Raw genomic sequence first — 15,355 nt, forward strand, 5'->3', positions numbered from 1 at the left:
TAATCGTAATAATTACTATTAGTACATATTAGGGGGAACTAACCATGAAAGAACAAATACCAGTCACTGTACTTAGCGGATATTTAGGGTCAGGGAAAACGACCATGCTCAATTATGTATTGAACAATCGTGAGGGCCTGAAGGTCGCCGTCATCGTCAATGATATGAGTGAGATCAACATCGATGCGGCGTTGGTCAAAGGAGGTGCGAATCTGTCTCGGACTGAAGAGCAGCTTGTAGAATTATCTAATGGCTGCATATGCTGTACATTGCGTGAGGACTTGATGTATGAGATCAAACGGTTGTCGGAAGAGAAGCGATTTGATTATATATTAATCGAGTCGACGGGAATCTCGGAGCCTATGCCCGTTGCGCAGACCTTCTATTATGCAGACGAGGCTTCAGGCATTGATCTTACCCATTTGGCACGACTGGATTGTATGGTCACCGTGGTTGACGCCAATCGGTTCTGGCATGACTTCTCTTCCGGAGAAAGCCTGCTTGACCGTAATCAGGGAAGTGGAGAAGAGGATACACGAGATGTCGTGGATTTGCTTATCGACCAGATCGAGATGTGCAATGTGCTTGTTTTAAACAAGTGTGATCTTGTAAAGGAGGAAGAGCTCATTCGAATGGAGAGCATTCTTCGCAAGCTGCAACCGGAGGCACATTTTATTCGGACTGTTCAGGGACAGATCGATCCGAAGGAAATTTTAAATACAGGACGGTTTGATTTTGAGAAGGCGAGTCTGTCTCCAGGGTGGATCAAAGAGCTGCAGAAGGAGACGCATACACCTGAAACAGATGAATACGGCATAAGTTCTTTTGTCTACCGACGCAGAAGGCCCTTTCACCCCGAGCGTCTTGCAGAATTTATGGGATCTTGGCCAGAGGAAGTTGTTCGGGCAAAAGGACTTGCCTGGATTGCTGTACAGGAGGATATGGCGGCCAGCATTAGCCAAGCAGGACCTTCCATACAGTTTGGACCAGCCGGATACTGGGTGGCTGCATTGCCAGAGAAGGATCGGGATGTGCTGTTAGCTGAGGAACCCGAGATTCGGAGCAAATGGGATGACGACTTCGGTGATCGGATGAATGAAATCGTAATGATTGGAATTGATATGAATCAGGAAATGCTTGAGGCTGAATTGGACGATTGCCTGCTTACGGACGCGGAGATGAAGATTGACTGGTCCCAGATTCCAAATCCTTTGCCGTGGATTCAAGCGTAAAAGACTAGCAGAAGGGATTATATAAGAGCTGGATTTAGCTCAAGTGCTGCTATATAGTAATAAATAAATATAAATAAGAAGAGTGGTGGCTTCATCATGCTGGAAGCGGAGAAAGAGCTGCTCATCAGTCAGCAATCCCCCAAGCTGTGGACAAGACGGAGAAGAGAGCTGGCTGCCTGGATCGAACGTCCTAAACCAACAACCGCAAGCAAAGCGCTGTCTGATTTCAATGGTGTATCCGTAGATGCTCCGATATATCCTGCTCTGATTGCACTGCAAGAAGCTTCCATTCAAACCGAATTTTCATGTGCAGGAGTCAGTATACTGGATGAAGCGGATGATCACTCCTTGTATGCCTATGTCACGATGCTGGATGGACCTGCAACCGAATATTTTGTTCGATATGCGATGGAGCGAATGGGGCACCGGCTTCTCGTTACGTATGAACAAGACAGGGGAAGGTACGATGTCTCCTCCTTTTATATCGCTCACAATCGGTCATTTTGTTATCTGCTTGCTGCGGTCGCGCGTGATTTTAATCAAACTTCTTTCTATGAATAACGTTTATAGCTAAGAGGTGAGCTGATGACGATGAAACGTAGTAAATGGATTGTACTGCTGATGAGCAGTATTCTGTTGTCAGGGGGCTGTACTCCATATTCCAATGCGGTTACGCTTGAATATTCTGATTCGGGTGATTATTCCCAAACCTTTGACGACTTGAGACTGGGAACTGCGCGATTCTATGAGCTGACGATCCCGGAAGAGCTTAAGGATCAAGTGCTGAGAATCAGCCTGTGGACAGATGTTTATCTGGATGGGAAGCTGCAGGACCAAATACTGGGGCTTGCTTCTGGGTTTGACTCCAGTATGTCAACGGGAACCAAATGGGGATTTCTGCTTATGGATAAGGATCAGCAGCACAAATATGGCAAGATGTACGCTGGAAGCGGCAGTACCGGTCTTACAGAATTACCCTCCATCCTGATCAATAAAGACGATCCTTTTGCAACGGCATGGGATGATGCTTTCTCGGAAGAGGAGCGCATTGAACTACAGGTGGGTGAAGCTCAAATATTGGGTGTCCTGCGCATGAACACCAAGAACAGGATAAACAGCTTTAGCCCTAATGATGAGACAGCTCTGCAGGCAGAGATTGCATTCAATGATACAGTATATGTAATGTATGCTATGCTGGAACAGATGGATGAAGGAGAGTATTGAACCTTAATAAGAGCCGGTGTTAATTGGTCGTAGCTCAAATGACCAAGTAACACCGGCTCTACTGCTGTGTCGTGATTTTAACACACTATTTCATCTTCTATATCTTCACATACAAGGAATCAAGTCCTCTGAGCAGCAAATTATCCCGCCATACAGGAGATGTTCCACCCATCTTCATATGAGGAAAACGCCGAGTGAGCACTTCGAAAGAAATAGCAGCTTCCATTCTCGCAAGCGGTGCACCCAAGCAGAAGTGCGCACCGCTTGCAAAAGACAGATGCCGATTCTTGCTGCGTGTAATATCAAATACATCCGGGTCATGGAAATAATCTTCATCCCGGTTGGCAGCTCCCAGGTTAACGAGAATCTCAGCCTTTTGCGGGATCATCTTACCTTCATATTCTACATCGACAGAAGCCACCCGATTGGTGAATTGCACAGGTGACTCATATCTTAGCACTTCTTCAACCGCAGATGCAGTGAGCTCCGGATTAGCAGCGAGCATTTCATAGGAGTCGGGATGCTCCAGCAGCGTCTTCGTACCATTCCCAATCAGGTTCACGGTCGTCTCATGTCCTGCAACCAATAGCAGGATACAATTGTTGATTAGTTCTTCGTCACTGAGTCTGTGTTCTTCCTGCTGCACATGAATTAGTTGGCTGATGATGTCATCTTGAGGCGACTTTCTTCGGTCCTGTACAAATTGTTTGAAATAGTCTCTGATTTCTGCTGAAGAGCGGTCTGCCTCTTCGAAGAAATTATCATCCATTAGGGAAACATCAAGCAGCTTGGCGAGCGTGTTCGACCATTTCTTGAAGAAGTCCCGGTCTTCTTCCGGCACACCCAGCATATCCGCGATAACGACGACAGGGAGCGGGAAGGCAAAAGTTTGCATGAAGTTGGAGTCCGGATTCATCTCCAATTGATCGGCCAAGGATTCCGCAATGGAATAGATCTTCGGCTTGCTCTGCTCGAGCGTCTTTGGTGTGAACGCATACGCAACATGACTGCGAAGCCGGGTATGTTCCGGCGGATCTCGGAATAGCATCCAGTCCTGCACAAGGGACTGGATATTCTGATAGCGGGGAGGAGGTAATTCCTCTCTTTCCTGCTCTGTCAGGAGACGCTCTCTTTCACGTATCATACTGGGACTCTTGAGTATGGACTGCACATGTTCATATTTGGAAACGATCCACATCGACCGATCCTCCAAATAGATGACGGGATGCTCGCTTCGCAAGCGCTGGTAGAATGGATACGGATTGCTATGTAGTTCCGGATGGAAACCGCTGAAGAAATGAGCAATTTCCTGAGCCGTAAGCCGTGATTCAAAATGATGCATGGTTAAGAGCCTCCATTCGTATAATTAGGTTCATAAACCTTACCCGTTCAAATCTTCATCGACTTATCCTTATTTTCGGAACTTTGCTTGCTGCGGAAATAACGGTACATCACATAAAGGGCAAATAGAGTGATCAATACGATCAGGATCAGCATGCCGTACTGGTTAATAAGAGTGCCGATTTCAAGAATATGATCTCCAAGCGTTCGGCCAATCAGAAAATAAACTAGAGTCCATAGAAATGCAGAAGGATAGGCAAAGGCTGCAAAGCGGCGATAAGGCATTGAGTTCATGCCCACGACATACATGGTAACATGCCTCAATATAGGCAGACAAAGACTTAGGCTGATCGCGAATCCGCCGTATTTAGCAATCCATCTTTCAGAAATCAAGAAGAAACGCTCTGTTTTCTCCGTTCTTCTTAAGCTTCGGAAGATGCTGGTTTGAGTTAAGTACCGTCCGACAACATAACCTACACTCATGGCTGAACAGATTCCTAGGGCAGTCGCCAAAAAAGCAGGCATCTCGATCAGAACTCCTGAAGCTCCGAGCATACCTGCTGTCATGACGACGACTTCATTGGGAATGGGTAGACCAATCAGGCCAAGGCATAATACGAGGAATAAAGCAAAATATCCAATACTTCCTATAAGGTCTAATAAAATTTCATAGCCCATTTGATTTAAACATCCTATCTTGATCCAAATTATAAATCTAGTGAATCAAATTCATAACGATTTGTATTATGAAATTGATTCAGTTGAATCCGTATTATATTATACGGGCTTTGATGATCTCCATTCCGCTTGAATTAAGAGATCCGGGCTGCTTCGTATATGCAGCGAGGCTTCCCCGGAACAATTCCTGCAACATGTCCGCTCTTTCAAAATCTGAAGGCTTAACAAAGTGAGGGGGTTTCCGAACAGGAGAGACCCCGGCCTGACTGAGCACATAGGATACGAATTGAGAGCAAAAATATGCATTTTCTCTGTGCAGCTCAATCTGCAGCATAACTCCAATTAATCCCAATAGATGGTATTTGTAAGTATGCTGCTTGTTCATCATTTCCTTAACCAGATGGTGCATGGAATCATATTGTTCAGCTGTGACTTTCAGTCTGTATACCGCACACTCAGACGAGTGAAAGAAAGGCGAGCGATAATCCTCGCGGACCAGTCCTGCGTTGAACGGATTCGCTGCGTTCTTGCGGCCGAAGCTGTATACCTCATTCAGTTCAGCATCAAAAGCGATGGACGCATGGTTAAGCGGAGCTTTCGTATAATATTTAATCATTTTAGAAAAATACGTACCTGAAGAAGTCAGAACGATATAAATGTAACTATTCGCTGACATGTTACTTTTCCCCTCCAACAAATCGATAAACCCATTCTAGCTTGTTAGCAAGCATATAAAAACGTACTGGGGTATTGTTTTGTATCTTGACTATAGTCTATATGAATCCTAGTCCTAAGACTAGGATTATTACAATATTGTTTTATTAGCATTAACTTCAAGATGTGTGCGAATATGGAGATTACCACCATGTTATGAAGTACATGGAATGTATCTCTATATATACGGTTCTGGATGTGATCCTATGCGTTAGAACTGGGGATATTCAAAGAGGAGGAGTTAAATGGTGCTGCCTGGCTGCAATGGAATGCGAATCCGACCTCAGGCTCTTTTACTAGAAGCATGGTGTATGAAAATAGAATAATTACGATATTACAGCGAAAAAACCGTCTTTCAAAATAAGACGGTTTTTTTGTTTTTGTAAGATCAATGATAAAGGATGCAGGGAAGCTGGCAACAAACTACATAATGTTACATAATCCTCTGGATTAAGATTGTTAAATTAATCTTTATTTTACATATTGTACGATATTTTTTGTTAATCGAATGATAGAATAAATTGCTAGATGAATCAATCTCATAGAGTTATAGGTATTATGAAATTGATTCTGGCACCAAATATTTACTAATTAGGAGGAGAAGGATGAGAGAAGCTTCGGGAATGATCAGACGCAGCAGGTGGTTCAAAGCTGTAGCCGCATTTTCTCTTGCGGCGACAATTCACACAGGATGGGGGATTGACCTCCCTGCAGCTCACGCAGAAGGTCCGGCAGATCCGGCGCCGTACATCAATGCCAAGGTTGTTAATGAAAATGCCGGCAAGAAAATACTGTTTGATAACACACATGCACAGACGGCAGGTGCAGCAGACTGGGTCATTGACGGTGGTTTCTCCGATTTTGGCAATGCCTTGGCAGCAGATGGCTTCTATGTTAAAGAACTTCGCAAATCCACTCCGATTACACTCAGTGACTTGTCTGATTACGATGCCTTTGTTATTGCAGAACCGAATGTCCCTTTCAAACAAAGTGAACAAGCAGCTATGGAACAATATGTTGAGCAAGGTGGTAGCATTTTCTTCATAGGTGATCATTATAATGCGGACCGTAATAAGAACCGCTGGGATGGCTCAGAATCCTTTAACGGGTATCGGAGAGGCGCCTGGACGGATCCGACAAAGGGAATGAGTACCGAGGAGAAGAACTCAGCAGCGATGCAAGGGGTCGTCAGTTCGGACTGGCTGTCGGATAATTTTGGCGTTCGCTTCCGCTATAACGCGCTTGGCGATGTTGACGCGAATGTCATTGTTGAGCCTGATCAATCCTTCGGTATTACAGAAGGTGTTGACTCTGTAGCGATGCATGCGGGTTCCACTCTCGCTATTACAGACCCTGATAAGGCAAAAGGCATTGTGTACGTCCCTGAAACGAATGAGGCATGGGGCAATGCGGTAGATCAGGGGGTTTACAATGGCGGTGGGATTGAAGAAGGACCCTATGTTGCGGTATCTAAGGTAGGTCTAGGAAAAGCGGCCTTTATTGGTGATTCTTCACCGGTCGAGGATGCTACACCTAAGTATGTGCGTGAAGAGACGGGCAGCAAGAAGACAACCTACGACGGCTTCAAGGAGCAGGATGATGCCGTGCTGCTGGTAAATTTGATGAATTGGTTAACAGATCAAGAGAATTATACGGATCTGACAGAGGTGTCGGGTCTTGAGCTTGATCAGCCGACAGATCTGCTTGCTTTTGAAGTGCCGGCTGCATCAACTGAGCCTCAAGCAGAGCCTTGGTCCCAACCGGCTGCAGGTTACAAGTGGTGGGATCCAACGACTTTCAAGCCAGGATCTTATGGAAGCACAGCTCCAGCACCGTCGAATCCGGCTTACAGCTTTGTTCACCAAGACGAGCTCCCGAATGCAGAAACATTCCAGATTCGGGTTGTTATAAACAATCTTGCTCCAAACAGTACGGTATCAGGATATAGTGCGGGCATTTATTTAGCGGGCGGAACACAGGTTGCGATGGTACAGAATGAGAATGGCACGTGGCCGAGCGCATACGGCTATAGTCAAACCTTCAGTGTGACGGCTAATAGTCAAGGTACGGCTTACAAGGATTTAACTGTACAGATCAAACCGGGAACGACAGGTGCTGCCAACTTAAGACTTAGACAAAATGGCTCCAATCTCCTGACCTCCCAGGTGACGATTGCGAATGTATCAGCTGAGCCATTGCCAGATGAAGAAGAGGAATCTCCCCAGATCAGCTTAATACCGATCAGTGAAGCACGACTCCAACCTGAAGGCACCGTTGTCAAGGTTGAGGGCGTAATTACAACGGAGCCGGGAGCATTTGGTGGTCAGGCGTTCTACATTCAGGATGAATCGGCAGGAATTTATGTATATCAGACTCAAAGCGGATTTCATTCTGGCGATAAAGTACAGATAACCGCTCCATTAACACTGTATAATACAGAGCTTGAGCTGGCGGATGTTGTCTCAATTGAGAAAATAGGCACAGCTGATCTTCCACAAACGAAGGAAGTGACAGCTATCGATGATAGTAACCAAGGACAGCTCGTTACTTTATCTAATGTGACTATTCAGAATATCATCACTGCTGCTCCGTCCGGATCTTTTGAATTTGATGCCGTCTCGGATCAAACGAATCACATTCGGATTGATACAAGAACAGGACTGAGTCTGGATGAATTCCCTTATCAGGAAGGCGACAAAGTCAGCATTACTGGAGTTTCTGCTATTTTTCGTGGAAATTATCAGTTGAAGCCAAGAGGAATCGAGGATATTGTCCCGGCAGAGGAAACGGAAGAGCCTCAAGAGCCAGAAGTTCCTGAAGAACCAGAGGTTCCAGAAGTTCCTGAAGAACCGGTGCTTGCAGACGGCGTGCCTGGACATGCTTCGCTCACGAGCAATCACGGATACACTGGGCTGAGAAATGGAAATTATGATGTAACGATGAACTTGTGGTGGGGAAACAATGCAACAGAGTACAAGCTGTATGAGAACGGTGAACTCATTGACCAGCAGAAGTTCAGTGACAAGTCTCCGGAGAGACAAACCGCAACGACCTCAATTACAGGCAAAAGCAATGGTACGTACGTGTATACTTACGAGTTGACGAATACTTATGGAACGACAACTGGCTCTGAACTTGTCATTACGGTGACTGATGCGAATCCAGGCAAAGCAATGCTCTCGAACGACAACTGGGATCAAGACGGCAACTATTCTGTATTTATGAACTTATGGTGGGGAACGAACGCCAATACTTATCATTTGTACGAGAACGGTAAGCTCCTCGAGACGACTGCTCTGGTGCCTAACTCTCCTAATGGTCAGCTAGCAGTAATTGCAATCAAGGATCGTGCTGCTGGAACCTATGAATATATGGGTGAACTGGTTAACGATGCTGGTGTTACACAAACAGACAAGATCGTTGTGACGGTAAAATAAAGAGGTGGTTTACAATCCATAAATTTTAAATTAATATTATTTAGTAATTAAATAGAACGTGAATTTGACCCCACTTTTATTGTTTTCTGGATTCTAAAACAATAAGAGCGGGGTCTTTTTATGGAGGTAAACAGCTTTGTTACAACTTATGAAGAACTCGCTTTATGTGTTTTTGGCAGCTTGCTCGTTTGGCATTTTGTCAAGCATCGTTAAACTTGCCTACCAGCAGGGATTTACATTCCAAGAAGTGACACTTGGACAGTTTGGATCAGGCGGGCTGATTATGCTTATTCTCATGCTTTTTTTCTCCCGGAAAAAGGTGAAGCTGAGACAATTTATTCGTCTCGCCGGTGTAGGGGCTTGCACCTGTTTGACAGGAGTCTTTTACTATTTATCATTGCAGAGTATTCCTGCATCGATCGCCGTAGTGCTTCTGTTTCAATTTACTTGGATTGGTGTCGTCATTGAAGTCATTACTACACGCCAAAGACCTTCTAAATCAACGGTCATATCCATTCTGTTATTGTTCTTGGGGACTGTTCTGGCAGGAGGGATTATCGGGGCGAATCCGCTGGGATTGAGTGTGAAGGGAGTATTTCTAGGGCTCATGGCTGCTGTTATGATGGCGCTATTTATATTTTTCAGTGGCCGAGTCGAGACAGCGTTGCCTACCATTTCAAGAAGCTTCTGCACATCTTCAGGGAGTCTGCTGCTGCTATTGCTGCTTCATGTTACCATGTATGGTCCGTCAGCAGTGTTAGAGGTTTCCTTCAAAGATGGTTTATGGATATATGGTCTTATCCTCGGAATATTTGGCGTTGTCATACCGGTGCTTCTGCTAGCTCTGGGTGCACCGAAGATTAGTATTGGACTTGCTTCCATTCTGAGTGCAGGAGAACTTCCTGTTGCCATTCTTGCTTCCATATGGGTGCTGAATGAGAAGGTCTCCATCCTGCAATGGGTCGGTATTGCTGTTATTCTGGTTGGAATTGCCTATCCTCAGTTTGCAGGCCGGAAGCAGCAGGAGGGAAGCGGAGGAATTCCATCTGAAAGTTACTCCTCATAAGGAGAATTTATATATTTTATTGAAATGATAAAAAACCTTTGAGAGGTGTGATCCAAGACGGTTCACACACACTGATCTCAAAGGTCTTTTTAATCATCATTATTTACTTCGTAAGACTATTTACAATGTTATCAACGATTTGTGTATTGGCCACCGTACCCGTGTAGAGCCAGCTTGTGTCAGCACCAAATTCATATACATTGCCATTCTTAACAGCCGGGATGTTCTTCCACAATGGATCGTTTAACGCTTCGCCGCCCGCACCTTTATCACTGTTGATCAGGAAGAGGTGGTCAGTGTCCAGCTCAGCAAGCTTCTCAAGCGAGATTGGCAGCCAGTTGCCTGTACCTGTTGCCGAAATTTCTTTGACTACCTCAGGAACAGCAAGTCCAAGATCACCATACATTACTGTGCCGCTGGAGAGGTCTTCGCTTACCATATAGAATTGATCTGCTACGAGCCAGATGGCTGCAGCGGATTCATCACCTACAGCTTCACTAAGCGCAGCTTTGGCTTCAGCCGCTTTGGCATCATAGTCATCAATTGCTTTCTGTGCATCTTCTTCTTTGCCAAGTACTTCCCCTATCTTAAGGAGCTCATCTCTCCAATCATTGTTCTGTTCTGAACCAATAACATAAGTAGGAGCGATCTTAGAATATTGCTCATATTTATCTCCGCTCGCCATGTCAGCTGAATCCAGGATAATCAGATCAGGTTCAAAGCTTGCTACTTGTTCAAATGGAAGATCGTGCGGAATGGTTGGAACATCTTGCAGTGAGCCTTGCAAGTAATCTTGAATTCCGTTAGCAACAGACCATTGCGCTACTGGAGTTACACCGAGTGCAACCAGGTTGTCCTCCAGATAAGATGCGAGAACACGCTTTGGATTTGCCGGAATGGTAACTTCGTGACCCATAGCATCGGTTACTGTTCTCTCTGTAGGCTCTTCAGCAGATTCTTCAACCTCGGCAGCAGGTGCTTCTGTTTCGGTCTGGGAAGCATTGTTTGGAGCGGAATTACTATCAGTGCCCGATTCGCTGCTGCCGCAAGCGGCAAGAAATGTGGAAACGAGCAGCAAGCTCGCCAGAAGCGAGGCTATTTTCTTTTTGGAATTCAACATGTTGGTTCCCCCTTATGTATATGTAAATCACTTAAAGAATGATAACAATTCTCATTATCATTTGCAATCAATTTTTTTGATATTTAGAAAGGAATCTATATCAATAGTAGAAACAAGACAGAATTGATCTAAAAACGGCATCAAGTTTTATCTGAATTCCGGCCAATGTCCATGCTCTCAAGTCTAGGTAACAGGTAGGTCAAGGGTCACAGTTTGTGTATGCGTAACTTTCATCTTAGGAGGACCTGTTTGTACAGCACCTTCTGTTAACCGATATAGAGAGGTGCTGGAATTCAAGGTGATCCCGAAGTTTAAAGGCTGCCACTAGACACCATTTTTAGTTAAAGATGTATCCAAGGTCGATAATTTGATTAGGACAATAAATTAGTACTAATGAACGGCATGCGATGTCGAATATGACAAGAATCGCGTGCTTTTTTTATGGAAAATACCGTTGACAATGAAAATGGCAGCTTCGTCGTTCTGATTAATGATGAGTAACAGTACTCCATGTGGCCGGAAATGATAGATGTACCGCCAGGATGGACGATCGTATATGGTACAGATAATAAGCTGGCATGCCAGAAATACATTGAAGTTCAGTGGACGGATATGCGTCCCAAGAGCCTGAGATAAACTGAGATAAAGATTATAGAAAGAAATCGAGTGACAAAAATCATTCCGTAGAAACAATGAGCATCTAAAGTAACATTATTATAGAAACATCTAAAAAGCAGCAGGGACTTGTGATGAACAATCATAAGCTCTGCTGTTTTATAATAACAGTTCAATATAAAGATCAGAATCAACCTAACATATTCAATCGATGATATTATTTCAACATATGAAAAATTCAAATAAGAAAAACAAATCGCTGTCTATCTACCGCAAAGCATGATCCCAATATACTATACTAGCGACTTCTCATTTCTGAAGTAAAAATGGGGGCTAAACTCATTATTGCAGAATCAAATCAAAATCAGCAGCCTACCTGAGTAGTCTTGGGATCTTACAGCAATAAGTAAAATAGAGCCACCAATGGAGGTGGCTATTCATATAAGACATGAATATCAATGTCCTGATTATAGTTGCCAAAGCCTGATCCGAACAGACTGATTCCACCGGGATGCTCGGAGCTGGAGCTGCACTCGATCCGAAGACGGATATCATCTCCTTTTCTAATATTTAGCTGCTTAGCTGTCATATCAGACAGCCGAATTCCATCCAGGAAGGTTCCTTCTGCTCGGAGCATCACTGTCTTTAACAAGCCGTGCTGCGTTCCGAATGTCCACCAGCCAGGGGTAAATACACCAAGGGCGTGGCCGTAGTCACCAGGACAAGTCCAGGTACCCAGCTCGCTATCATTGATATAAAATGTGATATCCGATGGCCAGTCTTCATTATATCCAGGGGCTTCCGAACAAATCTCAAGTGTGACACTGAGGCTCTTGATCGCTTGATCTCCTACCAAATAGTTGGGAATGGAGTATTCAACATAACCGCTGCCAAACCATAAATGCTTTGCCTTCACATGCTCTGGATCGGCAAAATAGCGCGGATCGTCCATCATGCCTATCAGGCCGCTCTCAGAGGCCAGCCCACAGGTAGGGTTGACTTGATAGCGGGTATACTGACCCACTGGAATACTAACAGAGTAGCCGCTGCGATCTGCGACAGCTGGCGAGGTGAATTGCAGGGTGACCGAGTCCTGGATTAACCTGCATATCTTCTGTCTGCCACGAGCTCCGGACAGACTCTCGGTACCTACAATTCCTGCCTCTTCAAGCTTCTGAATATGCTTGGTGATCATTGCTGACGATAGTGAAAGCTCAGCGGCCATATCTTTAATGTTTCTAGGTTTTTCATTCAGCATCTCAATGATTTTGATTCGGGTTTCCGATGAGAAGGCTTCAAGAAAGGGAAAATGCTCCGAAGTTACACGAATATTCATATGTTATTTATCCTCTACATAAACATCATTTTGTACAGATTATATAACTTAAAAGTTAACTAATCAACTTTTGATTGACGTTTCCATACGTTAGGTGCATAATCTTGGTTGTATAAAGTTTCCTTATTAGTATTTAAATTAACTTTTAAATTAATTAATGGAGGCATAATCAATGACAGAGTGTTATAGAAATGATTATCCAAGACCTCAGTTCGTACGTAAGGAATGGCTGAATCTGAATGGAGAATGGGAATTTGAATTTGATGATGATGCGAAGGGAGACCAGGGTCAGTGGTGGAAGAGTAAGGAAGAGTATTCCAAGCGAATTCAGGTTCCATTTGCTTATCAGAGCAAACTGAGCGGAATAGCCGAGTCTGATTTTCATGATTTGGTGTGGTATCGCAGGATATTTCAGCTGCCTGAAGACTATAGGGGGAAGCGCATCATATTGCATTTTGGCGCCGTGGATTATGAGGCTTCAGTCTGGATTAACGGAAGTTTGGCGATGACGCACTCAGGCGGACATACACCATTTAGCTCTGATATTACGCCTTTCATTCAGGATGGAGTGAACGAGGTTGTCGTTCGTGCACAGGACTACAGCACAGATGTGACTCTTCCAAGAGGGAAGCAATATTGGCTGCAGGAATCTGAGAGCATTTTTTACACTCGAACCACCGGAATCTGGCAGTCTGTTTGGATTGAGCCGGTATCTCCTTCTTATATTGCTAAAGTGCGTATGACCCCGGATATTGATCGGAAGCAGATTGAAATCAAAGCATTTATTGAGCGGCCTGAGACGAAGACACGGCACTATCTAAAGACACGTATCGAATTCAAGGGCAAGCTGATTGCAGAGGATCAGTGTCTTGTCACTGCAGCAAGTGAAACAAGATGCATACAGCTTCATGACTTTAATGATCATGGCTTAGGCGGATGGTGGACACCTGAGAATCCGAATTTGTACGACGTTACCTTTGAACTGCTTCAGGATGGAAGTGTTGTTGACCAGGTGGATAGCTACTTCGGTATGAGGAAGGTCTCGATAGAGAACGGGCAGCTGTGTCTGAATAACAGGCCGTATTTTCAAAGATTGGTCCTAGACCAAGGATACTTTCCTGATGGAAATCTTACGCCTCCAAGTGATGATGCGATTAAACAAGATGTGGAGCTAACCAAAGCAATGGGCTTCAACGGCGCACGGAAGCACCAGAAGCTGGAAGATCCAAGATATCTATACTGGTGTGACAAGCTTGGACTTCTCGTATATAGTGAAGCGGCGAATGCTTACGAATTCTCTGAGCAATACGTGGAGCGGTTTACGAAGGAATGGCAGGAATCGATTGAAAGGGACTATAATCATCCTTCAATTGTCGGCTGGGTTCCATTAAACGAGAGCTGGGGCGTACCGAATATATGGGTTAATAAGCAGCAGCAATACCATGCACTTGCGATGTACTATCTGACGAAATCGCTGGATCCGACGAGACCGGTCGTCTCGAATGATGGCTGGGAGATGACAAAGACGGATCTGTTTAATATTCATGATTATGAATGGCGTAAAGAAGTGTTGGAGGAGCGTTACCGGACAATCGATCATGTACTGGCTTCAAGACCTTCTAACCGGGAGCTTGCCGTAACGGGATTCCCTTATGAAGGGCAGCCGGTTATAGTCAGTGAATTTGGAGGCATTGCATATAAGAAAAGTGATTGGGAGGGCTGGGGTTACTCTGGTGCAGAGAGTGATGACGATTACGCAGCTCGGCTTCAGGCTGTCATTGATCCATTGCTTCGTTCACGTGTCGTGCAGGGCTTCTGTTATACACAGCTTACAGATGTCGAACAAGAGATCAATGGTCTATTAACGTATGATCGGGTACCTAAACTGCCGCTAGAGACGATTAAAGCGATCGTGCTGGGAAAAGCATAGCTAATGACAACCGGACGATCTATCGTGATCATCCGGTTTGTTTGTACGATGGCATGAATACGCATTGACAAGCTTCTAAAGTGTCTATATAGTAGGTTAGTACAGTTTAGTTAACTTAACTAAACTTTTTTTGGTAACGTACTTATTATTATAGGAAGAGGATCGATTCGCTGACTCCTCCACAAAGGGGCTGATATTAAATACATGAATGATTATATTCAAGTGATTACACGGATGAATCAGGTGCTCGATGAGTTTAATGTTTTGATTACAAAAGAAGTGAAGGAACTGGGTGATTATAATCTGACTTCTCAGCAGGAGGTCATCCTCATCTACATATCCAAACATGAGAAAATTACAACGAGCGAGATCTCGCATGCTTTTGATATTACCAAAAGTGCCGTAAGTCAGGTCCTAACCAAGCTTGAGCAGGAGAAGATGATTCTGAAGCTGGTGAACCCGGATAACCGAAGAGAATCTTTTATTGTGCTTGATGAAAGAGGGAAGTCGTTTATTGCCAAGCTGGCTGATATTGACCAGCTGATGATCGACAAATATTACTCAAAGATCGATCTGCCCAAACTGATTCAAATGACAGAAACGATGGAAGAAATCAACAAGCTCATGAAAAAGAGCAAACTAAAGACGTAATTATACAGAGG

The 15,355-nt window shown here is 44.4% G+C and carries 12 protein-coding genes and 1 pseudogene; 8 read left to right on the forward strand and 5 right to left on the reverse strand.

Features of this window, described 5'->3' with window-relative positions:
- The first annotated feature begins 44 nt into the window (after positions 1–44).
- The 3 genes from BM415_RS06015 (at position 45) to BM415_RS06025 (ending at position 2,456) form a co-directional block, all read left to right on the forward strand.
- Entirely contained in the window at positions 45–1,232 is a 1,188-nt protein-coding gene (locus BM415_RS06015; protein ID WP_091155674.1) for a GTP-binding protein, read from the forward strand.
- Positions 1,233–1,328: 96 nt separating this feature from the next.
- Positions 1,329–1,793: a hypothetical protein gene (locus tag BM415_RS06020; RefSeq protein ID WP_091155677.1), complete on the forward strand. Its 465-nt coding sequence runs from the start codon at positions 1,329–1,331 to the stop codon at positions 1,791–1,793.
- Positions 1,794–1,817: 24 nt separating this feature from the next.
- A complete protein-coding gene (locus BM415_RS06025) occupies positions 1,818–2,456 on the forward strand; it encodes a hypothetical protein (protein WP_091155679.1) in 639 nt (212 codons plus the stop codon).
- Between the two features lie 97 nt (positions 2,457–2,553).
- On the opposite strand, the gene BM415_RS06030 is transcribed toward BM415_RS06025, so the two are convergent.
- The 3 genes from BM415_RS06030 to BM415_RS06040 all read right to left on the reverse strand — a co-directional run bounded on the left by BM415_RS06030 (position 2,554) and on the right by BM415_RS06040 (position 5,151).
- The gene (locus BM415_RS06030) at positions 2,554–3,798 is read right to left on the reverse strand and encodes a cytochrome P450 (protein ID WP_091155682.1); all 1,245 of its coding nucleotides are present in this window, start codon (positions 3,796–3,798) and stop codon (positions 2,554–2,556) included.
- Positions 3,799–3,845: 47 nt separating this feature from the next.
- Positions 3,846–4,475, reverse strand: coding sequence for a DedA family protein (locus BM415_RS06035; RefSeq protein WP_091155684.1), 630 nt, complete (start codon positions 4,473–4,475; stop codon positions 3,846–3,848).
- Between the two features lie 94 nt (positions 4,476–4,569).
- Positions 4,570–5,151 (reverse strand): hypothetical protein, encoded by a 582-nt coding sequence (locus BM415_RS06040; protein WP_091155686.1) that lies wholly within the window; start codon positions 5,149–5,151, stop codon positions 4,570–4,572.
- 643 nt (positions 5,152–5,794) lie between these two features.
- Between BM415_RS06040 and BM415_RS06045 the strand changes: the two genes are divergently transcribed.
- Positions 5,795–8,626: a DUF5689 domain-containing protein gene (locus BM415_RS06045; protein WP_091155688.1), complete on the forward strand. Its 2,832-nt coding sequence runs from the start codon at positions 5,795–5,797 to the stop codon at positions 8,624–8,626.
- Between the two features lie 136 nt (positions 8,627–8,762).
- On the forward strand, positions 8,763–9,692 hold the full coding sequence (locus BM415_RS06050) for an EamA family transporter (RefSeq protein WP_091155691.1): 930 nt from the start codon (positions 8,763–8,765) through the stop codon (positions 9,690–9,692).
- A gap of 103 nt (positions 9,693–9,795) precedes the next feature.
- On the opposite strand, the gene BM415_RS06055 is transcribed toward BM415_RS06050, so the two are convergent.
- Positions 9,796–10,812: an iron-hydroxamate ABC transporter substrate-binding protein gene (locus BM415_RS06055; protein ID WP_091155693.1), complete on the reverse strand. Its 1,017-nt coding sequence runs from the start codon at positions 10,810–10,812 to the stop codon at positions 9,796–9,798.
- A 441-nt stretch (positions 10,813–11,253) separates the two neighbouring features.
- Between BM415_RS06055 and BM415_RS06060 the strand changes: the two are divergent.
- Positions 11,254–11,448: pseudogene (locus tag BM415_RS06060) on the forward strand (MbtH family NRPS accessory protein).
- A 412-nt stretch (positions 11,449–11,860) separates the two neighbouring features.
- Here the strand turns inward: BM415_RS06060 and BM415_RS06065 are convergent.
- The gene (locus BM415_RS06065; RefSeq protein ID WP_091155695.1) at positions 11,861–12,763 is read right to left on the reverse strand and encodes an ArsR/SmtB family transcription factor; all 903 of its coding nucleotides are present in this window, start codon (positions 12,761–12,763) and stop codon (positions 11,861–11,863) included.
- Positions 12,764–12,935: 172 nt separating this feature from the next.
- Between BM415_RS06065 and BM415_RS06070 the strand changes: the two genes are divergently transcribed.
- Together BM415_RS06070 and BM415_RS06075 are read left to right on the forward strand one after the other, a co-directional pair.
- Positions 12,936–14,693 (forward strand): glycoside hydrolase family 2 protein, encoded by a 1,758-nt coding sequence (locus BM415_RS06070; RefSeq protein ID WP_091155697.1) that lies wholly within the window; start codon positions 12,936–12,938, stop codon positions 14,691–14,693.
- 204 nt (positions 14,694–14,897) lie between these two features.
- Positions 14,898–15,344 (forward strand): MarR family winged helix-turn-helix transcriptional regulator, encoded by a 447-nt coding sequence (locus tag BM415_RS06075; RefSeq protein WP_091155699.1) that lies wholly within the window; start codon positions 14,898–14,900, stop codon positions 15,342–15,344.
- Positions 15,345–15,355 lie beyond the last annotated feature (11 nt).

The sequence above is a fragment of the Paenibacillus sp. 453mf genome (assembly GCF_900116105.1).
GTDB lineage: Bacteria > Bacillota > Bacilli > Paenibacillales > Paenibacillaceae > Paenibacillus > Paenibacillus provencensis.